The organism is Frigoribacterium sp. CFBP 8754 (assembly GCF_014841815.1).
In the GTDB taxonomy this organism is placed as follows: Bacteria; Actinomycetota; Actinomycetes; order Actinomycetales; family Microbacteriaceae; genus Frigoribacterium; species Frigoribacterium endophyticum.
In genome coordinates this window covers 29944-51884 of record NZ_JACYUO010000007.1, presented here as the reverse complement: position 1 = coordinate 51884, position 21941 = coordinate 29944, and the positions used below count along the sequence as shown (strand labels likewise).

General features: G+C 73.1%; 25 protein-coding genes. 18 read left to right on the top strand and 7 right to left on the bottom strand.

The window, feature by feature from the left end; genetic code table 11:
* Positions 1–48 precede the first annotated feature (48 nt).
* On the top strand, positions 49–561 hold the full coding sequence (idi, locus tag IFT72_RS14375) for an isopentenyl-diphosphate Delta-isomerase (RefSeq protein ID WP_056058678.1): 513 nt from the start codon (positions 49–51) through the stop codon (positions 559–561).
* 108 nt (positions 562–669) lie between these two features.
* Here idi and IFT72_RS14370 read toward each other — a convergent pair whose 3' ends face one another.
* Positions 670–1764, bottom strand: a complete 1095-nt coding sequence (locus IFT72_RS14370) for an acyl-CoA desaturase (protein ID WP_056058675.1) — start codon at positions 1762–1764, stop codon at positions 670–672.
* 216 nt (positions 1765–1980) lie between these two features.
* On the opposite strand from IFT72_RS14370, the gene IFT72_RS14365 reads away from it, so the two are divergent.
* From IFT72_RS14365 to IFT72_RS14355, 3 genes are read left to right on the top strand one after another with little or no spacing between them, the layout of a single operon-like run.
* The gene (locus IFT72_RS14365) at positions 1981–2709 is read left to right on the top strand and encodes a hypothetical protein (protein ID WP_192046837.1); all 729 of its coding nucleotides are present in this window, start codon (positions 1981–1983) and stop codon (positions 2707–2709) included.
* A gap of 55 nt (positions 2710–2764) precedes the next feature.
* A complete protein-coding gene (locus IFT72_RS14360; protein ID WP_371741306.1) occupies positions 2765–3523 on the top strand; it encodes a DUF308 domain-containing protein in 759 nt (252 codons plus the stop codon).
* Entirely contained in the window at positions 3520–3765 is a 246-nt protein-coding gene (locus IFT72_RS14355; protein ID WP_056058669.1) for a hypothetical protein, read from the top strand. Before IFT72_RS14360 ends, IFT72_RS14355 begins: the two co-directional genes overlap by 4 nt.
* A gap of 58 nt (positions 3766–3823) precedes the next feature.
* On the opposite strand, the gene purB is transcribed toward IFT72_RS14355, so the two are convergent.
* From purB to IFT72_RS14340, 3 genes are read right to left on the bottom strand one after another with little or no spacing between them, the layout of a single operon-like run.
* Positions 3824–5206: an adenylosuccinate lyase gene (purB, locus tag IFT72_RS14350; RefSeq protein WP_056058666.1), complete on the bottom strand. Its 1383-nt coding sequence runs from the start codon at positions 5204–5206 to the stop codon at positions 3824–3826.
* Positions 5203–5709, bottom strand: a complete 507-nt coding sequence (locus tag IFT72_RS14345; protein ID WP_371741305.1) for a low molecular weight protein-tyrosine-phosphatase — start codon at positions 5707–5709, stop codon at positions 5203–5205. Before IFT72_RS14345 ends, purB begins: the two co-directional genes overlap by 4 nt.
* Entirely contained in the window at positions 5706–6113 is a 408-nt protein-coding gene (locus tag IFT72_RS14340) for a phage holin family protein (RefSeq protein ID WP_056058658.1), read from the bottom strand. The genes IFT72_RS14345 and IFT72_RS14340 overlap by 4 nt, the downstream gene beginning before the upstream one ends.
* A 71-nt stretch (positions 6114–6184) precedes the next feature.
* On the opposite strand from IFT72_RS14340, the gene IFT72_RS14335 reads away from it, so the two are divergent.
* The 13 genes from IFT72_RS14335 (at position 6185) to IFT72_RS14275 (ending at position 17883) form a co-directional block, all read left to right on the top strand.
* The gene (locus IFT72_RS14335) at positions 6185–7255 is read left to right on the top strand and encodes a histidinol-phosphate transaminase (RefSeq protein ID WP_371741304.1); all 1071 of its coding nucleotides are present in this window, start codon (positions 6185–6187) and stop codon (positions 7253–7255) included.
* Between the two features lie 30 nt (positions 7256–7285).
* Complete coding sequence (locus tag IFT72_RS14330; protein ID WP_167261525.1) at positions 7286–8443, top strand: thiamine pyrophosphate-dependent dehydrogenase E1 component subunit alpha; 1158 nt, start codon at positions 7286–7288, stop codon at positions 8441–8443.
* A 92-nt stretch (positions 8444–8535) separates the two neighbouring features.
* Positions 8536–9501, top strand: coding sequence for an alpha-ketoacid dehydrogenase subunit beta (locus IFT72_RS14325; RefSeq protein WP_056059303.1), 966 nt, complete (start codon positions 8536–8538; stop codon positions 9499–9501).
* Between the two features lie 82 nt (positions 9502–9583).
* Entirely contained in the window at positions 9584–11155 is a 1572-nt protein-coding gene (locus tag IFT72_RS14320; RefSeq protein WP_192046836.1) for a dihydrolipoamide acetyltransferase family protein, read from the top strand.
* A gap of 72 nt (positions 11156–11227) precedes the next feature.
* The gene (locus IFT72_RS14315) at positions 11228–12241 is read left to right on the top strand and encodes a metal ABC transporter solute-binding protein, Zn/Mn family (protein WP_192046835.1); all 1014 of its coding nucleotides are present in this window, start codon (positions 11228–11230) and stop codon (positions 12239–12241) included.
* Complete coding sequence (locus tag IFT72_RS14310) at positions 12238–13116, top strand: metal ABC transporter ATP-binding protein (RefSeq protein WP_167261519.1); 879 nt, start codon at positions 12238–12240, stop codon at positions 13114–13116. The genes IFT72_RS14315 and IFT72_RS14310 overlap by 4 nt, the downstream gene beginning before the upstream one ends.
* Positions 13113–14024 (top strand): metal ABC transporter permease, encoded by a 912-nt coding sequence (locus IFT72_RS14305; protein ID WP_167261517.1) that lies wholly within the window; start codon positions 13113–13115, stop codon positions 14022–14024. The genes IFT72_RS14310 and IFT72_RS14305 overlap by 4 nt, the downstream gene beginning before the upstream one ends.
* Positions 14025–14031: 7 nt before the next feature.
* Complete coding sequence (locus IFT72_RS14300; protein ID WP_056059296.1) at positions 14032–14463, top strand: Fur family transcriptional regulator; 432 nt, start codon at positions 14032–14034, stop codon at positions 14461–14463.
* 195 nt (positions 14464–14658) lie between these two features.
* Positions 14659–14895, top strand: coding sequence for a 50S ribosomal protein L28 (rpmB, locus tag IFT72_RS14295; RefSeq protein WP_056058641.1), 237 nt, complete (start codon positions 14659–14661; stop codon positions 14893–14895).
* Entirely contained in the window at positions 14895–15062 is a 168-nt protein-coding gene (gene rpmG, locus IFT72_RS14290; RefSeq protein WP_043595944.1) for a 50S ribosomal protein L33, read from the top strand. The genes rpmB and rpmG overlap by 1 nt, the downstream gene beginning before the upstream one ends.
* Before the next feature lie 2 nt (positions 15063–15064).
* Positions 15065–15370 carry a 30S ribosomal protein S14 gene (gene rpsN / locus IFT72_RS14285; protein ID WP_056058637.1) on the top strand — a complete coding sequence of 102 codons (306 nt, stop codon included), beginning with the start codon at positions 15065–15067 and terminating at the stop codon, positions 15368–15370.
* A 105-nt stretch (positions 15371–15475) separates the two neighbouring features.
* Entirely contained in the window at positions 15476–15763 is a 288-nt protein-coding gene (locus IFT72_RS14280; RefSeq protein WP_043595940.1) for an HU family DNA-binding protein, read from the top strand.
* A gap of 137 nt (positions 15764–15900) precedes the next feature.
* Positions 15901–17883 carry a cytochrome c oxidase assembly protein gene (locus IFT72_RS14275; RefSeq protein ID WP_192046834.1) on the top strand — a complete coding sequence of 661 codons (1983 nt, stop codon included), beginning with the start codon at positions 15901–15903 and terminating at the stop codon, positions 17881–17883.
* Positions 17884–17964: 81 nt separating this feature from the next.
* Here IFT72_RS14275 and IFT72_RS14270 read toward each other — a convergent pair whose 3' ends face one another.
* Both IFT72_RS14270 and IFT72_RS14265 read right to left on the bottom strand, forming a co-directional pair.
* Positions 17965–19014, bottom strand: coding sequence for an LLM class flavin-dependent oxidoreductase (locus tag IFT72_RS14270; protein WP_056058631.1), 1050 nt, complete (start codon positions 19012–19014; stop codon positions 17965–17967).
* 82 nt (positions 19015–19096) lie between these two features.
* On the bottom strand, positions 19097–19753 hold the full coding sequence (locus IFT72_RS14265; protein WP_192046833.1) for an HD domain-containing protein: 657 nt from the start codon (positions 19751–19753) through the stop codon (positions 19097–19099).
* Between the two features lie 95 nt (positions 19754–19848).
* On the opposite strand from IFT72_RS14265, the gene IFT72_RS14260 reads away from it, so the two are divergent.
* Positions 19849–20823 carry a GlxA family transcriptional regulator gene (locus IFT72_RS14260; protein WP_255465158.1) on the top strand — a complete coding sequence of 325 codons (975 nt, stop codon included), beginning with the start codon at positions 19849–19851 and terminating at the stop codon, positions 20821–20823.
* On the opposite strand, the gene IFT72_RS14255 is transcribed toward IFT72_RS14260, so the two are convergent.
* On the bottom strand, positions 20820–21845 hold the full coding sequence (locus tag IFT72_RS14255) for a LacI family DNA-binding transcriptional regulator (protein ID WP_192046832.1): 1026 nt from the start codon (positions 21843–21845) through the stop codon (positions 20820–20822). The genes IFT72_RS14260 and IFT72_RS14255 overlap by 4 nt on opposite strands.
* Positions 21846–21941 lie beyond the last annotated feature (96 nt).

Here is a 21941-nt window from a genome sequence, read left to right as displayed (position 1 = left end):
GCTCATGCTCAGCCTCTCGACAGCCCTCCTGCAGGGTCTGATCAGGAGATGGTGGTCCTGCTCGACGAGGCCGGCGAGCCCGTCGGCAGCACGCCGAAGGCCACCGTGCACACGACGACGACGCCGCTGCACCTCGCCTTCAGCTGCCACGTCGTCGACGAGCGGGGCCGCGTGCTCGTCACCCGCCGTGCCCTGTCGAAGAAGACCTGGCCCGGCGTCTGGACCAACTCGTTCTGCGGCCACCCCGCGCCCGGCGAGACCCCGGAGGAGGCCGTCTACCGCCGCGCATCGCAGGAGCTCGGCATCGAGGTGGCCGACGTCAGCGTGATCCTGCCGGAGTTCCGGTACGTCGCGACCGACGCCTCCGGCATCGTCGAGAACGAGATCTGCCCGGTGTTCACCGCCCGCGCGGTCGGCGTGCCCGACCCCTCGCCCGACGAGGTCGCCGAGTGGGCCTGGCTCGAGCCCGAGGCGCTCCGCGGGGCCGTCGAGGCGGCGCCCTTCGCCTTCAGCCCGTGGCTGGGGTGGCAGCTGGCCGCCTGGCCGGCGACGGCGGCCTGACCGGGCCGACCCGCGCCTCCTGCCCTGCCGGGGCCCGCCCCGGGCAGCACGACGACGGCGCCGCCACCTCCTGGGAGGTGACGGCGCCGTCGTCGTGTGCGGGCGGGCTCAGCGCGGGCGGAGCGTCGCCGCGGCGGGGCAGTCGAAGGGGTCGCGGGCGGCAAGGCCGACGCGGTTGAGGTAGCGGATGACGATCCCGTACGACTTGATCGCCGTGGTCTCGGCGTAGGGGATGTCGTGCTTCGCGCAGTGCTCCTTGACGAGCAGGCTCGCGGCGCGCAGGTGCGGGCGGGCCATGCTCGGGAAGAGGTGGTGCTCGATCTGGAAGTTCAGGCCGCCCATGAACGCGGTCGAGAAGCGACCGGTGATGTTGCGCGAGGTGAGCACCTGCTTGCTGAGGAAGTCGACCTTCGCGCCCTCGGGGATGATCGGCATGCCCTTGTGGTTCGGGGCGAACGACGAGCCCATGTAGAGGCCGAAGACGGCCATCTGCACGCCGATGAAGGCGAACGCCATGCCGACGGGCAGGAACGCGAAGACGACGGCGAAGTAGGCGATCATGCGCCCGGCGATCAGCGACACCTCGAGGGCGCGGCCCTCGACCTTCTCCTTCGTCAGCAGCACCTTGATCGAGTGCACGTGGAGGTTGACGCCCTCGCCGAGCAGCAGGGGGAAGAAGAACCAGCCCTGGCGACGCGTCAGCTGGCGCATCAGGCCGGTCTGCTTCGCCGCGTCCTCCTCCAGGAAGGAGACCGTGTCGAACGCGATGTCCGGGTCCTTGCCCTTGGTGTTCGGGTTGGCGTGGTGGCGCGTGTGCTTCGACATCCACCACGCGTAGCTCATGCCGACGACGCCGGCGGCGAGCACGCGGCCCACCTTGTCGTTGCGCGTGCCCGAGTCGAACACCTGGCGGTGCGCGGCCTCGTGCGTGAGGAAGGCGAACTGGGTGAGGATGACGCCGAGCGCGGCCGCGATGAGCAGCTGGAACCAGCTCGAGCCGAGCAGGACGAAGCCGGTCGCCGCGCCGAGCAGGCAGACGACGAGCACGACGAAGACGGTGACGTAGAACCCGGTCCGACGGCGGAGCAGCCCTGCTTCGCGCACCGACGCCAGGAGCGTCGAGTAGGTGCTGGTCGGCTTGCTGGCCGATCCGGGCACGGTCGGACGGAACCCGGCCGGAGCCGAGGGGGCGATGGAGGTCATGCAGCTCCCGCGATGGTGGACTTCCCAGCCAGTGGTGGTGAGCATGCGCCCTCGGATGGGACGACCGTAGGGGCCGGGGCTGGGCATCGGTAGGGAGATCGCCGCGTGTCACCCTGTCCCCTCCGGGTGGTCCTGGCCACGACCGCCCAGGTGATCCTCGCCTCCCGGGGCCCTCGCCCCTGGTGATACTGACATCCGGCATGTCACCATGGACGGATGACGGCCTCGCTCCCTGACTCCCCCGCCCCGCTCGTCGGCCTCGTGCACGGCTGCCCGCCCGCGCCCCTGGCCCTGCCCGGGCTCGACGAGGCGGGCGCGGCGGGGGTCGGGGCGGGCATCCGGGAGCTCGTCGCGGCGCCCTGCGGCGGGCCGTGCGACGGGGCCACGACGCTCGAGGTGCGGGGGCTCGGCGGGTGGGGCCTCGACGGGTGGGCGCCGCGCCTCCCCGGCGCGCACCCCGTGGCCGTGCCGCCCGGCGCCCGCGTCGACGGGCTCTCCGCCGAGCACGACGGGCCGGTGCGGCACGGTCTCGTCACCCTCGTCGAGGCCCGGCGGGGGACTGCGGGAGGCGCGGGGTCGCCGCAGCTCCACCACCGCCTCCTCGTCCGCGGGCGCTCCGACGTGCCCCTCGTGCTGGAGCTCCTCAGCGACCTGCGTCGCGACCCGTCCCGGGGCTGGCGGGCCGCCTCCGTCGCCGCCGTGCGCCTCAGCGCCCTGCCGCAGGGCGTCGCGATCGACGAACCGGGGCCGGACGGCGCCGACGACTGCCTGCGCCTGCTCGCCGGGCGGCTCGTCTCGCTGAGCCTCGTCTCGACGGGGATGCTCCAGGCGCGGCGGCCCGGCCGGGTCGGGGGCCTGGCCGGCCACCCGGCGGGCCGCGTCCGCCCCGCCCCGGCTCCGGCCGTGGGCGCCGCCCGGAGGTGGGCTGTCAGCGAGGGGCGGTAAACTCGGGCCGTCTGCTCGGCGTCGCCGGGCCCGCCCCCGTCGAAGAAGGTCCCCCGTGCCTGCTGCTGCCGCGCCCTCCCCCGGGCCGACCGAGCCCCGGCCGAGCGACCCCGCGACCACCGTCCACGAGGCCGGTGCGCGCGGCCGTGACCGGCCCGTCGGCCGCGTCGACCTCGCCGTCTCGGCGCCCCGCTACTGGCCCGTGCCGATCCTGCGGGCCGTCCCGGCGATCGCCCTCGGCGTCGCCATCACGTTCTCGCCCGACCACTCGCCGCGCGTGGGCCTGCTCGCCCTCGGCGTCGCGGGCGTCGTCGGCGGCCTCGTGCTCGCCCTCGGGTCGCTCCGCCGGCTCGACGACCCGTCGAGCCGCACCCTCGGCCTCGTGCAGGGCCTCGTCAGCCTCGTCGTGGGCGCCCTGGCCCTCGCGTTCTCGGGCAGCGGCCTGCCGGCGCTCGTCGCCCTCGTCACCACCTTCGCGCTCGTCACGGGCGCGCTCGAGCTCGTCACCGGGCTGCGTCGCCGTCGACGCACCCCCCTGGCCCGCGACTGGACCACCGTCGGCGCGATGACGCTCCTGCTGGCCCTCGCCTTCCTCGTCGTCCCGCCCGACTACGCCGAGCAGCTCGGCGGCGTGGAGCAGATCGAGGGCGTGCTCACGTCGTCGACCGTGCTCGTGGGCCTGCTCGGCGCGTGGGGAGCGGTGGTCGGGGTCTACCTCGTCATCGCCGGCCTCTCGCTCAAGTGGCAGACGGGCGCCGACGCGGCGACCGACGCCGCCCCCCAGACCAGTGCAGACGGAGTACAGCACCCATGACACAGCCCAGCTGGCGCGACCGCGTCCGCCCCGCCGAGTTCCTCGGCCTCAGCGCCGTCTTCGCGGTGTTCGTCGGGGTCGTCGTGCTCATGACGACCCGCGAGCTCGACCTCGCGCTGATCTTCCTCTGCATCGGCTTCATCGTCGCGCTCGTCGTCATCGCGATGCTCGCCCTCGCGGCCAAGCCGAACGACGACGAGCAGCACGAGATCGACGAGAGCGGCGGGTCGCGAGGCCACTGAGCCCACGCAGCGCGGCGCCGCGCCGCGGCCCCCGAGCTCGGGGGCCGCGGCCCGGCGGCTAGGCCAGGCGGTCGACGAGCTGCGACGCGATGCCGGTGTAGCCGGCGGGGGTCAGCGCCACGAGGCGCGCCTTCGCGTCGGCGCCGATGTCGAGCCCCTCGACGAAGGCCACGAGCTCGGCCTGGCCGACCCGGCGGCCGCGGGTGAGCTCCTTGAGCATCGCGTAGGGGTCGGCGATCGACGAGCGGCCGGCGACGACCTCGGCACGGACGACCGTCTGGATCGCCTCGCCGAGCACCTCCCAGTTGCCCTCGAGGTCGGCCTCGAGCGCGGCGGTGCCGACGGCGATCTCGCCGAGCCCGCGGCGCAGGTTGTCGAGGGCGAGCATCGAGTGGCCGAAGGCGACGCCGATGTTGCGCTGCGTCGACGAGTCGGTGAGGTCGCGCTGCTGGCGTGAGGTGACGAGCGTCGCGGCGAGCGAGTCGAGCAGGGCGCAGGAGAGCTCGAGGTTCGCCTCGGCGTTCTCGAACCGGATCGGGTTGATCTTGTGGGGCATCGTCGACGAGCCGGTCGAGCCCGCGATCGGGATCTGCGTGAAGTACCCCATCGAGATGTAGGTCCAGATGTCGGTCGCGAGGTTGTGCAGGACGCGGTTGACGTGCGCGACCCGCGAGTAGAGCTCGGCCTGCCAGTCGTGCGACTCGATCTGGGTGGTCAGCGGGTTCCAGGTGAGGCCGAGGCGCTCCTCGACGAACTCGCGCGAGACCTCGGGCCAGTCGGCCGACGGGTCGGCGACGACGTGGGCGGAGAAGGTGCCGGTGGCGCCGCTGAACTTGCCGAGGTACTCGGTGCCCTCGATCTGCGCGCGGAGGCGCCGGAGGCGGTGCACGAAGACCGCGAACTCCTTGCCGACGGTCGTCGGGGTCGCGGGCTGGCCGTGGGTGTGGGCCAGCATGGGCACGTCGCGGGCCTCCGTCGCCCAGCCGGCGAGCGCCTCCTGCACGGCGTCGAACGCGGGGAGCCAGACCTCGGTCACCGCCTGCTTCACGGTGAGGGCGTACGAGAGGTTGTTGATGTCCTCGCTGGTGCACGCGAAGTGCGTCAGCTCGGCGATGCCCTCGAGGCCGAGGTCGGCGAGACGGGCGCGCACGTAGTACTCGACGGCCTTGACGTCGTGGCGGGTGGTGGCCTCGAGGCCCGCGAGCTCGTCGATGGCCTCCTGCCCGAAGTCGGTGACGACGGCGCGCAGCGCGGCCTTCTGCCCCTCGTCGAGCGGAGACGAGCCGAAGGCGCGGCGGTCGGTCTGGGCGATCAGCCACTCGACCTCGACGTGCACCCGCGCCCGGTTGAGGCCGGCCTCGCTGAGGTGGTCGCCGAGCAGGCCGACGGAGGCGCGGTACCGGCCGTCGAGGGGGCTGAGGGGCTGAGGGGGCAACGTCATGAGGGTCCCTTGCGGAGTGCGGGTTCGATCTGGCGGAAGAGGGCGGTGCAGGCACGCTCGACCGTCGCGAGCACGCTGTCGAACATCGCGGGGTCGGAGTAGTAGGGGTCGGGCACGTCGGTGCCGACGGGCTCGCCTCCGCTCGCCCGGTCGAACGACAGCAGCAGCTGCACCTTCGACCGGTCGGCCTCGTTCGTCGCCCACGACCGCAGCACCCGCTCGTGACCCCTGTCCAACGCGACCACGAGGTCGTAGCGCGCGAAGTCGGCGGTCTCGAACTGCCTCGCCCGGTGCCGCTGACCATCGTAGCCGCGGGCCGCGAGGGCACTCACGGTGCGCGGGTCGGCCCCCTCGCCGACGTGCCAGTCGCCCGTGCCGGCCGAGGTCACCTCGAGGGCGTCGCCCAGCCCGGCCCGGCGCGCGACCTCGCGCAGCACGATCTCCGCCATGGGCGACCGGCAGATGTTGCCGGTGCAGACGAAGCAGACGCGGAAGCGGTTCACCGCCGACGGTCGCGCGGCTCGACGACGGGCCGCACGACGATGCCGATCAGCCAGGCGACGATCGCGAGCACGAGGGCGCCGAGCACGCCCCACCAGAATCCGTCGACCTGCAGGCCGAAGCCGATGACGTCGGAGACCGCGGCGACGATCACCAGCAGGAGCCCGTTGACGATCAGCGAGAGCAGGCCGAGCGTGAGCACGTAGAGGGGGAACGCGACCACGCGGATGACGGTGCCGACGACGCCGTTGACGACGCCGAAGATCAGGGCGACGAGGAGGTAGGTGAGCACCGTCTCGGTCGTGCCCTCCGACCCGTACGCGTCGACGCTCACCCCCGAGACCAGTGACGTGGTCGCCCAGAGGGCGAGGGCGTTGATCAGCAGCCGCACGACGAATCGGGTCATGGCCCCATCATGCCGACCCCGCCCCGCGCGCGGTAGTCGCCGACCGCCTCCGCCCGCCCTAAGGTGGCCGGGTGACCAGTCCCGTGCGCCTCCGCCCCGAGATCGCGGCGCTGCCGCCCTACCGCCAGGGGAAGCAGGCCGCCGCCGACGCGTTCAAGCTGTCGTCGAACGAGAACCCGTTCGAGCCGCTGCCCGGCGTCGTCGAGGCGCTGCGCGGCGCGGTCGCCGTCAACCGCTACCCCGACGCCAGCGCCTCCGCCCTGCGGGCCGCCCTCGCCGAGAAATGGGGCGTCACCACCGACGAGGTCCACGTCGGCGCCGGGTCGGTGTCGCTGCTCAACCAGTTCGTGCTCGCCGCCGCGGCGCCCGGCGACGAGGTCGTCTACGCCTGGCGCTCGTTCGAGGCCTACCCGGGCATCGTCACCGTCTCGGGCGCGACGAGCGTGCCGGTGCCGCTGCGGACCGACGGCAGCCACGACCTCGACGCCATGGCCGCCGCCGTCACCGACCGCACCCGCCTCGTCATCGTCTGCTCGCCCAACAACCCGACCGGCACGACCGTGAGCACCCACGACTTCGAGACGTTCATGGCCGCGGTGCCGAACGACCTCCTCGTCGTGCTCGACGAGGCCTACGCCGAGTTCGTCACGGCCGACGACGCCGTCCGCGGCGGGTCGCTCACCGAGCGCCACCCCAACCTCGTCGTGCTGCGCACCTTCTCGAAGGCGTACGGGCTGGCGGCCCTCCGCGTCGGGTACGCGATCGGCGCCTCCTCGGTGCTCGACGCCGCCCGCGCGACCGCCATCCCCCTCTCGGTCACCGAGCAGGGGCAGGCCGCCGCGCTCGCCTCGCTCGCGCTCGAGGGCGAGCTGCTCAGCCGGGTCGCCCGCCTCGCGACCCTGCGCGACCAGGTGCGCCAGGCCCTGCTCGACCAGGGCTGGTCGGTGCCCGACGCCCAGGGCAACTTCGTCTGGCTCGCCACGGGCGACGACACGGCCCGCGCCGCCGAGGTGTTCGAGCGGCACGGCATCGTCGTGCGCGCCTTCGCCCCGGAGGGCCTCCGCATCACGATCGGCGAGCCCGCGTCGGTCGACGGGCTGCTGCGCGCGGCGCGCGAGCTGCGCGGCGACACATCCTCCTGACGGCATGTGGGCCTGAGTAGATTGGACCCCATGTCCTCCACCGAAGCGGGCCGCGACGTGACGACGATCCAGCTGCTGAGCCCCACGGGCGAGCGGGTCGACTCCGACGCCTCGGCCGAGTTCCAGCCCTACGTCGACGCGCTCACCGACGACCAGCTGCGCGCGTTCCACCGCGACATGGTGCTGACCCGGCGCTTCGACGTCGAGGCCGCCGCTCTCGCCCGCCAGGGCCAGCTCGCCCTCTGGGTGCCGAGCCACGGCCAGGAGGGCGCCCAGATCGGGCTCGCGCACGCGACCCGCCCGCAGGACCACCTCTTCCCGTCGTACCGCGAGCACGCCGTCGCGCTCAGCCGCGGCGTCGACCCCGTCGACATCCTGCGCCTGCTGCGCGGCCACACGCACGGCGGCTGGAACCCCGCCGAGCACCACAACTTCCACGTGTACACGCTCGTGATCGGCTCGCAGACCCTGCACGCCACGGGCTACGCGATGGGCCTCACGCTCGACGGCAAGGCCGGCACCGGCGACGTCGAGACCGACCAGGCCGTCGTCACGTTCTTCGGCGACGGCGCGACCAGCCAGGGCGACGTCAGCGAGGCGCTGGTCTTCGCGGCGAGCTTCCAGACGCCCGAGCTGTTCTTCCTGCAGAACAACCAGTGGGCCATCAGCGTGCCGGTCTCGCGCCAGTCGCGCACCCCGCTCGTGCACCGCGCCGGCGGCTTCGGCATCCCCGGCACCCAGATCGACGGCAACGACGTGCTCGCCTCGTACGCCGTCAGCCGCCGCGACCTCGACGCCGCCCGCACGGGCGGCGGCCCGCGCTTCATCGAGGCGATGACCTACCGCGTCGGGGCGCACACCTCCTCCGACGACCCCACGAAGTACCGCACCGACGACGAGCTGCAGGGCTGGATCGCCCGAGACCCGATCGCCCGCTTCGAGACCTACCTGAAGGGCCTCGGCGAGACCGACGCCTTCCTCGCCGAGCTCGCCGTCGAGTGCGACGACCTGGGCGCCGACATCCGCCGCCGCACCACCACGCTGCCGAAGCCCGAGATCGGCCTGATGTTCGACCACGTCTACAGCGAGCCGCACCCGCTGATGGCCGAGCAGAAGGAGTGGCTGGCCCGCTACGAGCAGTCGTTCGGCCCGGCCGCCGACGCACCCACCGACGGAGCACGTTCATGACCGACACCGCTGACCGCACCGGCACCGCTGACCGCACCGAGACCGCGACCGCGGCCGGCGTCGACGACCCGACCCGCGACTCCCGCGTGTCCATGCCGCTCGGCAAGGCGATCACCGCCGGCCTCCGCAAGGCCATGGCCGACGACCCGCGCGTGCTGCTCATGGGCGAGGACATCGGCACGCTCGGCGGCGTCTTCCGCGTCACCGAAGGGCTGCAGGCCGAGTTCGGGGCGAGCCGGGTCATCGACACCCCGCTCGCCGAGTCGGGCATCGTCGGCACCGCGATCGGCCTCGCGATGGGCGGCTTCCGCCCCGTCTGCGAGATCCAGTTCGACGGCTTCATCTACCCGGGCTTCGACCAGATCACCTCGCAGCTCGCGAAGATGACCAACCGGCACGAGGGCGACCTGCAGATGCCCGTCGTCATCCGGGTGCCCTACGGCGGGCACATCGGCGCCGTCGAGCACCACCAGGAGAGCCCCGAGGCGTACTTCGCGCACACCGCGGGCCTCCGCGTCGTCAGCCCGAGCACGCCGCACGACGCCTACTGGATGATCCAGGAGGCCGTCGCCTCGAACGACCCGGTGATGTTCTTCGAGCCGAAGAGCCGCTACTGGCCCAAGGGCGAGGTCGACCTCAGCGACCCGCAGGCGCCGCTGCACGCCAGCCGCGTCGTGCGGACCGGCACCGAGGTGACCCTGCTCGGCCACGGCGCCATGGTCAGCGTGCTGCTGCAGGCCGCCGAGATCGCCGCCGCCGAGGGCATCTCGGTCGAGGTCGTCGACCTGCGCTCGCTGTCGCCCGTCGACTACGGCCCGATCCTCGAGTCGGTGCGCAAGACCGGCCGCCTCGTCGTCGCGCAGGAGGCCCCCGGCTTCGTCAGCGTCGGCTCCGAGATCGCCGCGACCGTCGCCGAGAAGGCCTTCTACTCGCTCGAGGCGCCGGTGCTGCGCGTCAGCGGCTTCGACACGCCCTTCCCGCCCGCCAAGCTCGAGACCCTGTACCTGCCCGACGCCGACCGGGTCCTCGAGGCCGTCGACCGGGCGCTCGCGTACTGAGCGTCCGCCCCCCGGCGCGCCCGCCGCGCGCCGCTCCGCACCCCGGGCCCCGGCCCCACCGCGTCACGAGGAGTCACCCCGCATGAGTTCAGAGTTCGCCCTCCCCGACGTCGGCGAGGGCCTCACCGAGGCCGAGATCGTCGAGTGGAAGGTCGCCGCGGGCGACACCGTGGCGATCAACCAGGTGCTGGTCGAGATCGAGACCGCCAAGTCGCTCGTCGAGCTGCCCTCGCCGTTCGCCGGCGTGGTCGAGAGCATCCTCGTCAGCTCGGGCGACACCGTCGACGTCGGCACCCCGATCATCACCATCGGCGACGGCACCGCACCGACCACCCCCGGCGACCGCGCCGCCCAGGCCGAGTCGCTCGAGTCGGGCGGCATGGCCCGCACCGCGCAGATCATCGCGCAGGAGGAGGAGGCCCTCTCCGAGCAGCGGGCCCGCCACCTCGAGAACGCGGTCGACCCGGTCGCCGTCAGCGCGCCTCCGGCCGCTGCCGCTCCCGCCGCGCCTGCAGGAGTCGCGGTGCAGGCCCCGGCCCCGGTCGCCTCCGCCGCCGCCCCCTCCCCTGCGGCCCCGGTCGCCGCCCCGGCGGCCCCCGCCGCCCCCGCGGCCTCCGCCCCCGTGGCCGACGACAGCGGCTCGGGCGCGGTGCTCGTGGGCTACGGCGCCGCCGGCGGCCACGGCCAGACGCGTCGTCGCCAGCCCAGCAAGGGGCAGGTCGACGCGCGCCAGCTGCGCATCGCCGAGCAGGGCCGTCGCCGCCCCGCGACCTCGGTGCCCGCCGCGCAGGCGCTGCCCATCATCGCCAAGCCGCCGATCCGCAAGCTCGCGAAAGACCTGGAGGTCGACCTCACGCTCGTCCAGCCCACCGGCCTCGCCGGCGAGGTGACCCGCGACGACGTCATCCGCCACGCCAAGCAGGCAAGCGTCTTCCGCAACATCGAGACGCCCGAGTGGGGCGAGGAGCGCGTCGAGCGGATCCCGGTCAAGGGCGTCCGCAAGGCCATCGCCGCCGCGATGACGTCGTCGGCCTACACGGCCCCGCACGTCAGCCTGTTCGTCGACGTCGACGCCACCCGCACGATGGAGTTCGTCAAGCGCCTCAAGGCGTCGCCGCAGTTCGCCGGCGTCAAGGTCTCGCCGCTGCTCATCATGGCGAAGGCGATCATCTGGGCCGTGCGCCGCAACCCGATGGTGAACTCGGCCTGGACCGACCGCGAGATCCTCGTGCGGCACTTCGTCAACCTCGGCATCGCCGCGGCCACGCCGCGCGGGCTGATCGTGCCGAACGTCAAGGAGGCCCAGTCGATGAGCCTGCTCGAGCTGGCCCAGGCTCTCGAGCAGCTGACGCTGACGGCCCGCGACGGCAAGACGACCCCGGCCGACATGCGCGACGGCACGATCACCATCACGAACATCGGCGTCTTCGGCATGGACACCGGCACGCCCATCCTGAACCCCGGCGAGGTGGCCATCGTCGCGCTCGGCACGATCAAGCCCAAGGCCTGGGTCGTCGACGGCGAGGTGCGCTCGCGCATGGTGACGACGATCGGTGCGAGCTTCGACCACCGCGTGGTCGACGGCGACGTCGCCAGCCGCTTCGTCGCCGACGTCGCGAGCGTGCTCGAGGAGCCGGCGCTGCTGCTCGACTGAGCGCGGGCCCGGGGAGGCGAGCCGCGCCTCCTCGTTTTGACAATCATTATCAGTAGCAATAGCGTGGCCGTCATGACCTCGCGACGCGCCCTGCCCCTCCTCGCCCTGCCCGCCGCCGCGGCCCTCGTGCTCGCCGGCTGCTCGGGCGGCGACCAGGGCGCGGGCGCGCCGACCGCCGACGACGGCATCTCGATCGTCGCCTCGACGAACGTCTACGGCGACATCGCGAAGACCGTGGGCGGCGACGACGTCGACGTCACCAGCGTGATCAGCGACGCCTCGCAGGACCCGCACTCGTTCGAGGCCGACGCCCGCACCCAGCTCGCCGTCTCGAAGGCCGACGTCGTCATCGAGAACGGCGGCGGCTACGACGACTTCGTCGACACGCTCGTCGACGCCAGCGGCACGAGCGCGACCGTGCTGAACGCGGTCGAGATCTCCGGGCTCGACCCCGACGACGAGGCCGGCCACTCCGACGACGAGCACGGCGACGACGAGCACAGCGACGAGGCGAGCGACGAGGCCACCGCCGGGGGCGACGACCACGGTCACGACCACGGCGAGTTCAACGAGCACGTCTTCTACAGCCTGCCGAGCATGGCCGCGCTCGCGACGGCGATCGCCGACGAGCTGGGCAGCCTCGACCCCTCGAACGCCGACGCCTACACCGCGAACGCCGAGTCGTTCGGCGAGCAGATCGCCGACCTGGAGGCGCAGGCGGCGGAGGTCGAGACCGCCCACGGCGGCGAGTCGGTCGCCTACACCGAGCCCGTGCCCGGCTACCTCTTCGACGCCATGGGGCTCGAGAACGTCACGCCGGAGGCCTTCTCGGAGGCGATCGAGGAGGGCACCGACGTCTCCCCCGCCGTGCTCAACGAGACCCTGCAGCTCTTCTCGGGCGGCGGCGTCGACCTCCTCGCCTACAACGAGCAGACCTCGAGCCCCGAGACCGAGCAGGTCGAGACGGCGGCCACCGACGCCGGCGTCGCGATCGTGCCGGTCACGGAGCTGCTCCCGTCGGGGGATGATTACGTCTCGTGGCAGCAGAGCAACATCGACGCGATCAAGGCGGCACTCGACCAGTGACACCCGGCCCCACCGACTCCCCCGTCGCCGCCGCCCCCGCCCCCTCGGGCACGGGCGGCGGCGACGCCGTGCTGCGCCTCCGCGACGCGGGCGTGCGGTTCGGCGACCGCGTGCTGTGGCAGGGGCTCGACCTCGACGTCGCGCCGGGCGAGTTCGTCGCCGTGCTCGGGCCGAACGGCGCGGGCAAGACCACCATGCTCCGGACGATCCTCGGCCAGCAGCAGCTCACCAGCGGCAGCATCGAGTTCCTCGGCCAGGCCGTCGGCCGCGGCCACCGCCGCATCGGCTACGTGCCGCAGCAGCGCCTGATGGAGTCGGGCACGCCGCTCCGCACCCGCGACATGATCGCGCTCGGCGTCACGGGCCACCGCTGGGGGCTCCGCCGGGAGTCGGCGGCCGAGCGCGCCGCCGTCGACCGCCTCGTCGAGGAGGTGGGCGCCGCCTCCTTCGCCTCCGCGCCGGTCGCGACCCTGTCGGGCGGCGAGCAGCAGCGCGCCCGTGTCGGCCAGGCCCTCGCCGCCGATCCCGCCCTGCTGCTCTGCGACGAGCCGCTGATCTCGCTCGACCTGCGCCACCAGCGCGGCGTCACCGAGCTCATCGACCGCCAGCGCAGGGCCCGCGACGCCGCGGTCGTGTTCGTCACGCACGACGTCAACCCCATCCTCGACGTGGTCGACCGGGTGCTCTACCTCGCCGGCGGCTCGTTCCGCGTCGGCACGCCCGACGAGGTGCTGCGCGCCGACGTGCTGTCGGAGCTGTACGGCACGCCGGTCGACGTGATCCGCACCATGGGCCGCATCGTGATCGTCGGCGGCCACGGCCACGACGACCACCACGTCGACGAGCCCGCCGACGACGAGGGAGGAGATCGATGACCGACCTCTGGTCGCAGTTGTTCTCGTTCCAGGACTTCGGCGAGCTCGTCGTGCTGGTGCGCAACTCGATCATCGCCGGGGCCGTGCTCGGCCTCGTCGGAGGGCTCATCGGCCCGTTCGTCGTGACGCGCAACCTGCCCTTCGCGGTGCACGGCATCAGCGAGCTGTCGTTCGCGGGCGCCTCCGCGGCGCTCCTGCTCGGCGCGAACGTCGTCGGGGGCTCCCTCGTCGGCAGCGTCGTCGCGGCGATGCTGATCGGGCTGCTCGGTGCCCGCGCCCGGGAGCGGAACTCGATCATCGCGGTGCTGATGCCGTTCGGGCTGGGCCTCGGCATCCTCTTCCTCGCGCTCTACAAGGGCCGCTCGGCCAACAAGTTCGGCCTGCTCACCGGGCAGATCGTGTCGGTCGACAATCCCCAGCTCGGCTGGCTCGTCGGCATCTCGGCCGTGGTGATCGTCGTGCTGCTCGTCATCTGGCGACCCCTGACCTTCGCGAGCGTCGACCCCGACGTCGCCGCCGCCGCCGGCGTGCCGGTGCGCGCGCTCGGGCTGCTGTTCATGCTCGTGCTCGGGCTCGCCGTCGCCGTGTCGGTGCAGGTGATCGGGGCGCTGCTCGTGCTGTCGCTGCTCGTCACCCCGGCCGCGGCCGCCCTGCGCGTGACCGTGAACCCTCGGCTCGTGCCGCTGCTCAGCGTCGCCTTCGCCGTGACCTCGGTCGTCGGCGGGATCCTGCTCGCCCTCGGCGGCGGGCTGCCGATCAGCCCCTACGTGACGACGATCTCGTTCGCCATCTGGCTCGTCTGCCGCGTCGTCGGGCGGGGCCGGGAGCGCGCGGGGTCGCGCGGCGGGGCGACGCCCAGCCGACGCCGAGGCACGCCGGTACCCTCGACACCGACGAAGGAGGCCTGACGTGGTCGTGAAGCGCAACACCTGGCAGCGGGAGGCCGTGCGCGAGGCGCTCGGCAGCAGCGAGGGCTTCGTCAGCGCGCAGTCCCTGCACACCCAGCTCCGCGACTCCGGCTCCCCGATCGGGCTGGCGACCGTCTACCGAGCGCTCTCCGACCTGGCCGCCGACGGCTCGGCCGACTCGCTGCAGCAGGAGGGCGAGAGCCTCTACCGCGCCTGCACGCCGGGCACGCACCACCACCACCTCATCTGTCGCGTCTGCGGCACCACGGTCGAGATCGAGGCCGACGCGGTCGAGACCTGGGCCCGTCAGGTCGCCGCGCAGCACGGCTTCACCGAGGCGCAGCACATCGTCGACGTCTTCGGCCTGTGCGCGGCGTGCTCGGCCGAGAAGGCCGCCGGGCGCGACCCCGTCGTGACGCGGGGCGGTCTCCGCAGTTGACCCCGGCCGGGCGTGTCGCGTAGGCTCTCCCTTTGGTTGGGCGCTATCTGCGCCCATGTGCACCGCCCCCCAGCACCATCCGCCCGGTCTCACGACCGAGCACCGCCCGGTCTCACGATCGGGCAGGGGGACCGGCGCGCCGACAAGTGACCTTGGGTAGGGGCTCCGGCTCCTACGGTACCTACGGAGGAAACCATGGCAGCAACCTGCCAGGTGACCGGAGCCATCCCCGGTTTCGGCCACAACATCTCGCACTCGCACCGACGCACCAAGCGTCGTTTCGACCCCAACATCCAGAAGAAGACGTACTACGTGCCGTCGCTTCGTCGCAACGTCACCCTGCAGCTCAGCGCCAAGGGCATCAAGGTGATCGACGCTCGTGGCATCGAGAAGGTCGTCAAGGACCTCCTCGCGCGTGGGGAGAAGATCTGATGGCACGTCAGCAGGACGTTCGTCCCATCATCAAGCTCCGCTCGACGGCGGGCACCGGCTTCACGTACGTGACCAAGAAGAACCGTCGCAACAACCCCGATCGCCTCGTGCTGAAGAAGTACGACCCCGTGATCCGCAAGCACGTCGAATTCCGCGAGGAGCGCTAACCATGGCCAAGAAGAGCAAGATCGCCAAGAACGACCAGCGCGCCGTCATCGTCGCTCGCTACGCCGAGAAGCGTCTCGAGCTGAAGAAGGCCCTCGTCGACCCCGCCGGCACCGACGAGAGCCGCGAGGCCGCTCGTCTCGGCCTGCAGAAGCTGCCCCGCGACGCGTCGCCGGTCCGCCTCCGCAACCGCGACGCGATCGACGGTCGCCCCCGTGGCCACCTCAAGGAGTACGGCATCAGCCGTGTCCGCTTCCGCGACATGGCACACCGAGGCGAGCTTCCGGGCATCACGAAGTCTTCCTGGTAGGTTCGAGCCGTTTCCCCGGGGCCTCGGCCCCGGGGGGCCCGAACTCCACGGGCACGGTGGACACCGTGCCTCGTCTCACCGAACGAAGTCCGAGGAGGACACCACATGGCTGACAAGTCACTGAACCGCACCGAGCTCGTCGCAGCTGTCGCTTCCGAGTCCGGCCAGAGCCAGGCCGCCGTCAGCGGCGTCGTCGACGCGTTCTTCTCCGTCGTCTCGAAGTCGGTCGCCGACGGCACCAAGGTGACCATCCCCGGCTGGATCGCCTTCGAGAAGACCCACCGCGCCGCCCGCACGGGCCGCAACCCGCAGACGGGCGAGGCCCTCGAGATCGCCGCGAGCGACTCGGTCAAGGTCAGCGCCGGCAGCAAGCTGAAGGCTGCGGTCAAGTAGTCCTCCGCTCCTCACGGAGCACCCCGGAAGGGGCGGCGACCTCGGTCGCCGCCCCTTCCGTGCGTCCGGCGGCGGGTCGCTCGTCGCCGAGCGATCGGCCGCCGACTCCCAGTCGACCCGACCTAAGCTAGGCCTCGATGACCAGGATCACCCGCGCCTCCGGTCCCGCACTGCTCGTGCTGGTGGCGTTCCTCTCGCTGCTGGCGGCCCTGCAGTTCGGCGGCGCGGCAGACGCGCCGCTCGTCGTCGACCCCGGCGAGGCCGTCCGGTGGGGGCTGCCCATCGCGAAGATGCTGAACAACGTCACCGCCGCGGTCACCATCGGCACGCTCTTCCTCACCTGCTTCGCGCTGTCGCGGAAGGAGGCCGAGTTCGAACGGGCCATGGACATCGCCGCGGGCGCTGCCGGCGCCTGGACCGTCGCCTCCGCGGCCACCGCCTTCTTCACCTTCCTCAGCGTCGCCAACGTGCCGGTCACCGTCGACGACCAGTTCGGGCGCACGCTCGCCTTCTTCCTCACGAACACCGAGCTCGGCGTCGCCTGGCTGACCACGACCCTCATCGCCGCCGGCGTCACGGTGCTCGCCTTCGCGCTGCGGAACATCTGGTCGCTCGTCGCCCTGACGCTGCTGGCCATGGGCGGGCTCATCCCCATCGCCCAGCAGGGCCACGCCGCCGGCGCGAGCGGGCACGACGCCGCCGTGACCGACCTCGCCCTCCACCTCGAGGGCGCCTCGGTCTGGCTCGGCGGGCTCGTCGCCCTGGTGCTGCTGCGCCCCACGCTCGAGAAGGGCCGCATCGGCGTCGTCCTCGCCCGCTACTCCACCGTGGCGATCATCTGCTTCGTCGTCGTCGCGGTCTCCGGCGTCGGCAGCGCGGCCCTCCGCCTCGGTGACTGGGCCGCCCTGACCACCGGCTACGGCGTGCTGGTGCTCGTGAAGACGCTCGCCCTCGTGGCCCTCGGCCTCTTCGGCGTCGTCCAGCGCCGCTGGCTCGTCGCGCGCATGTCGACGCACCCCGCGGCGACCAACCGCTTCTTCTGGTGGTTCGTCTCGGCCGAGCTCGCCTTCATGGGCCTCGCCTCGGGCGTCGCCGCGGCCCTCGGCCGCACGGCCACGCCGGTCGAGCAGGTCGTCGCGACCGACCTCGCCGACCCGACGCCCGCCGAGATCCTCACCGAGGAGGTGCTGCCGCGCGAGCTGACGCCGCTGCGGTACCTCACGGAGTGGAACCCGGACCTGCTCTGGGCCCTGCTCTGCGCCTTCGGCATCTTCTTCTACGTGGCCGGCGTCGTCCGGCTGCGACGCCGCGGCGACCAGTGGTCGCTCGGCCGCACCGTGTCGTGGATCGCCGGCCTCGTCGTGCTCTTCTACATCACCTGCGGCGCCCCGAACGTCTACGAGGAGTACCTCTTCAGCATGCACATGCTGGCGCACATGGCGCTCGGCATGGTCGTGCCGGTGCTGCTCGTGCCGGGAGCCCCCGTCACGCTGGCGCTGCGCGCGATCCGCAAGCGACAGGACGGCACGCGGGGCCCCCGCGAGTGGATCATGGTCCTGGTGCACTCGACGTACGCCCACGTCATCAGCAACCCGATCGTCTCGGCGGTGCTCTTCGCCGGCTCGCTGTTCGTCTTCTACTACACGTCGCTGTTCAGCTGGGCCACGACGACCCACCTCGGGCACTACTGGATGATCGTGCACTTCCTGATCGTCGGGTACCTCTTCGTGCAGTCGATGATCGGCATCGATCCGGTCAAGGGCCGCCTGCCCTACCCGATGCGGCTGCTGGTGCTGCTCGCGACGATGGCGTTCCACGCCTTCTTCGGGCTGAGCATCATGACGAGCACGTCGCTCTTCCTCGCCGACTGGTACGGCGCCATGGGCCGCACCTGGGGCGCGACGCCGATGGCGGACCAGTACGCGGCGGGCGGCATCGCCTGGAGCGTCGGCGAGATCCCCACCGTCTCGCTCGCGATCGCGGTCGCGATCATGTGGAGCCGCAGCGACAGCCGCGAGGCCAAGCGCAAGGACCGCCAGGCCGAGCGCGACGGCGACGCCGAGCTCGACGCGTACAACGAGCAGCTCGGGGTGCTGGCGCGGAGCGACCGCCGGGGCTGAGCGCTCCCCGACGGCCGGCCCCGCGCCTCCCCCCGGCCCTCTCGCCCGCGGCGCCGGGGCCTGCCGGAGGCGCGGTGCTCGCTAGGCGAGCATCTCGCGCACCAGGGGCACCACCTTCGTGCCGTACAGCTCGATGCTGCGCATCATCGCCTCGTGCGGCAGGCGCCCCATGCTGTACCGCATGTCGAAGCGCGTCGCGCCGAGCAGCGCCATGTTCCCCGCGATCTTCGCCGCGACCGTCTCGGGCGAGCCGACGTAGAGGGCCCCGTCGGGGCCGGCGCTCTGCTCGTACTGGGCGCGCGAGTAGGGGGGCCAGCCGCGCTCGCGACCGAGCTGGTTCGTCTGCGCCTCCTGGTACGGGTACAGCAGCTCCTTCGCCTCGTCGTCGGTCTCGAGCACGAAGCCGGGCGAGTGCATCGCGATGGGCTGCGGCTCCTTGCCGAACTCGGTCAGGGCCCGGCGGTAGAGGTCGGCGTAGGGCGCGAACTGGGCGGGCTGGCCGCCGATGATGGCGAGGAAGAGCGGCAGGCCGTAGTGCGCGGCGCGGATCACCGACTGCGGCGACCCGCCGACGCCGACCCAGGTCTTCAGGGTGCCGCTCTCGGGGCGCGGGTAGACCCACTGCTCGCTGAGGGCACCGCGCTTCGTGCCCGTCCAGGTGACGGGCTCGTCCTTCAGCAGCTCGGCGAAGAGCTGGATCTTCTCCTCGAAGAGCACCTCGTAGTCCTGCAGGTCGAGGCCGAAGAGCGGGAACGACTCGGTGAACGAGCCGCGCCCGAGGATGACCTCGGCCCGCCCGTTCGACAGGGCGTCGACGGTGGCGAAGCGCTCGTAGACCCGGACGGGGTCGTCGCTGCTGAGCACGGTCACGGCCGAGCCCATGCGGATGGTCTCGGTGCGCGCCGCGATCGCGGCGAGCACGACCTCGGGGGCGCTGACGGCGAAGTCGACGCGGTGGTGCTCGCCGACGCCGATGAAGTCGAGGCCGACCTGGTCGGCGAGCACGGCCTGGTCGACCAGGTCGCGGATCGACTGCGCGTGCGAGACGAGCTGGCCGGCGTCGGCGGCCCCGGCCGGGCGCTCGGTGACGTCGCCGAAGGTGTCGAGTCCGAACTCGAGGGGGTGTGCCATGGGGTGCGCTCCATTTCCATGCGTTTGCATCATGCTAGCGGGGCAACCCGGGGAGGCGCCTCCCCATTCCGACGGATCGCGGTCAGCCGCCGAGGCGGTCGAGCGGGACCCCGCCGAGGAGGTCGAGCGGGTTCTCCGCGAGCCGGCGGGTGATGCCCGAGCGGACGGCGCGGCCCGCCTCGGTCGCCGGCTTGCGGTGCGCCTGGGCGGCGATCGCGACGCCGAACTCCGCCGCGAAGCCCGTGCGCGGCACCCGCTCGACGAGGGCCGCGACGAACGCGGGCCCCCAGTCGTCGCCGCCCACCCCGCTGACGTCGAGGCTCGTGGCCCTCTCGAGCAGGTGCCCCTCGGCGTCGAGCTCGGCCGACACCGCCGGCCACATGTGGCGCACGACGACCTCGCCGAGGCGCCGCTGGCGGTCGTCGTCCCAGCCGGCGCCCGCCGCGAAGACGCGCGCCACGTCGCCGCCCGCACGCTCGAAGGCGACCTCGTGGCTGTCGAACGACGCGACGAGGCCGAGGTCGTGCAGCAGCGACGCGGCGTACAGCAGCTCCGGGTCGAAGGCCACCCCCTCGCGGCGCCCGAGCTCGGCCGCGAGCACCCACGACCGCTCGCTGTGGCCGAGCAGGGCGGCGGAGGCGTGGGCGGCCGCCACGGCGCGCGAGCGCGCGGCCACGACGGTGGGAGGCGCGAGCAGCTGCTCGACGCGGGCGGCGGCGGGGGCGGGGGCGGAGGTCATGCAGCGACCCTACGAGTGGACACGGGCGCCGACGAGTGGCAGCATCGCCACGAGACGCACCGTTCCTGCCAAGCACGACCACCTCGAGGAGACCCGTGGAGCCCCTGACCGTCGCCACCCTCGTCGCCGACGGCGTCGCCCCCTTCGAGTTCGGGGTGCTCTGCGAGGTCTTCGGCCTCGACCGCCGCGCCGCCGGCGGCCCCGCCTTCGAGCACCGGGTCGTCACCGAGCGCCCCGGCCTCGTGCGCACGAACCAGGGCTTCTCGATCACGGTCGAGCTGGGGCTCGACGCCGCCGAGGGCGCCGACGTCATCTGCGTGCCCGCCCTCGGCACCGGCCCCGACGCCCTCTCCCCCGCGGCCCTCGACCTGATCCGCCGCGCCGAGGCCCGCGGCGCGTGGCTGATCAGCGTCTGCAGCGGCGCCTTCGTGCTCGCGGCGGCGGGCGTGCTCGACGGCCGCCGCGCCACCACGCACTGGATGTACGCCGACCGCCTCGCCGCCGAGCACCCCGCCGTCACCGTCGACCCCGACGTGCTCTTCGTCGAGGACCGCCGCGTCATCACCGGGGCCGGCACCGCGGCCGGCATCGACGCCTGCCTGCACTTCGTCCGCCGGGTGGCCGGCGCGGCCGCCGCGAACGTCGTCGCCCGCCGCATGGTGGTGCCCCCGCACCGCGACGGCGGCCAGAGCCAGTTCATCGAGACCCCGCTGCCGGCCGAGCCCGACACCTCGCTCGCTCCCCTCACGGCGTGGGTGCTCGAGCACCTCGACGAGGAGCTCCCGGTGGAGTCGCTGGCCGCGCGGGTGCACATGTCGCCGCGGACGTTCGCCCGGCGCTTCCGGGCCGAGCGGGGCACGACGCCCGCGGCCTGGGTGACGAGGCAGCGCCTCCTGCGGGCCCAGCAGCTGCTCGAGACGACGTCGCTCGGGCTCGACGCGATCGCGGCGAGCGTCGGCTTCGGGTCGTCGGCCGTGCTGCGGCACCACTTCGGGCGCGTGCTCGGCACGACGCCGCGGGCGTACCGGGCGACGTTCGCCGGGCGCGCGCCGCTGCGGCAGGCCGGCTAGGCGGCTGCGGGCGCCGGCGCCGGCGCCGCCGTGCTCTCGCGCCGCACCAGGTACGTCGCGAGGTCGAGCCGGGTCGGCCGCCCCGCGGTGCCGCCGAGCACGAGCCGCGTCGCCTCCTGCGCCATCTCGCGGAGCGGCTGGTGCACGGTGGTGAGGCGGGGGCTCGTCCACTCGGCGAGCGGCAGGTCGTCGTAGCCGACGACGGAGAGGTCGTCGGGCACGGCGAGGCCGAGCGAGCGGGCCGCGTCGAAGACGCCCAGCGCCTGGAGGTCGCTGCCCGCGAAGATCGCGGTGGGGGGCTCGGGCAGGCGGAGCATGCGCATCGCCGCCTCGCGGCCGCCGCCGACCTGGAAGTCGCCGAACGCGACGTGCCGCTCGTCGACGGCGACGCCCGCGGCGCCCATCGCCGATCGGTAGCCGTCGAGCCGGGCGAGCGAGCACATCATGTCGTCGGGGCCCGTGATCGCGGCGATCCGCCGGTGGCCGAGCTCGAGCAGGTGCCGGGTGGCGGCCATGCCCCCCGACCAGTTGGCCGAGCCCACCGAGGGCACGTCGGGCGCGGGGTCGCCGGCGGGGTCGACGATCACGAAGGGGATGTCGCGCGAGCGCAGCTGGGCGGTCTGCGACTCCCCCAGGTCGGAGAAGACCAGCACCACGCCGGCCGGTCGACGGCGCAGCACCCCGTCGACCCAGCCCGCGTCGGGCGAGTGCCGGTCGCCGCTCTGGGTGAGCACGACGCTGAGGCCGCGAGCGCGGGCGACGTCCTCCACGCCGCGGATGATCTCGAGCGCCCAGGCCGAGTCGAGCTCGTGGAAGACCAGCTCGACGAGGGTGGACGACCGCGAGGGCGAGGGCCGGCGGCGGTAGCCGCGGTCCTCGAGCAGGGCCTCGACGCGGGCGCGGGTGCTCGCCGATACATCCGCCCGCGCGTTCAACACTTTCGAGATCGTCGACAGCGAGACACCGGCCTCGTCGGCCACCTCGGCCAGCGTCGTCCGGGGTGCGGCGTCGAGCTCGTCCATCCGGTGATCGTAGCTGGCGGTCGGCGGCGCCCGCCATTTGTGGTCTGCGACAACCTATTGACCTCGGGGGCGCCTCCTGCCTATGCTTCGACCGTC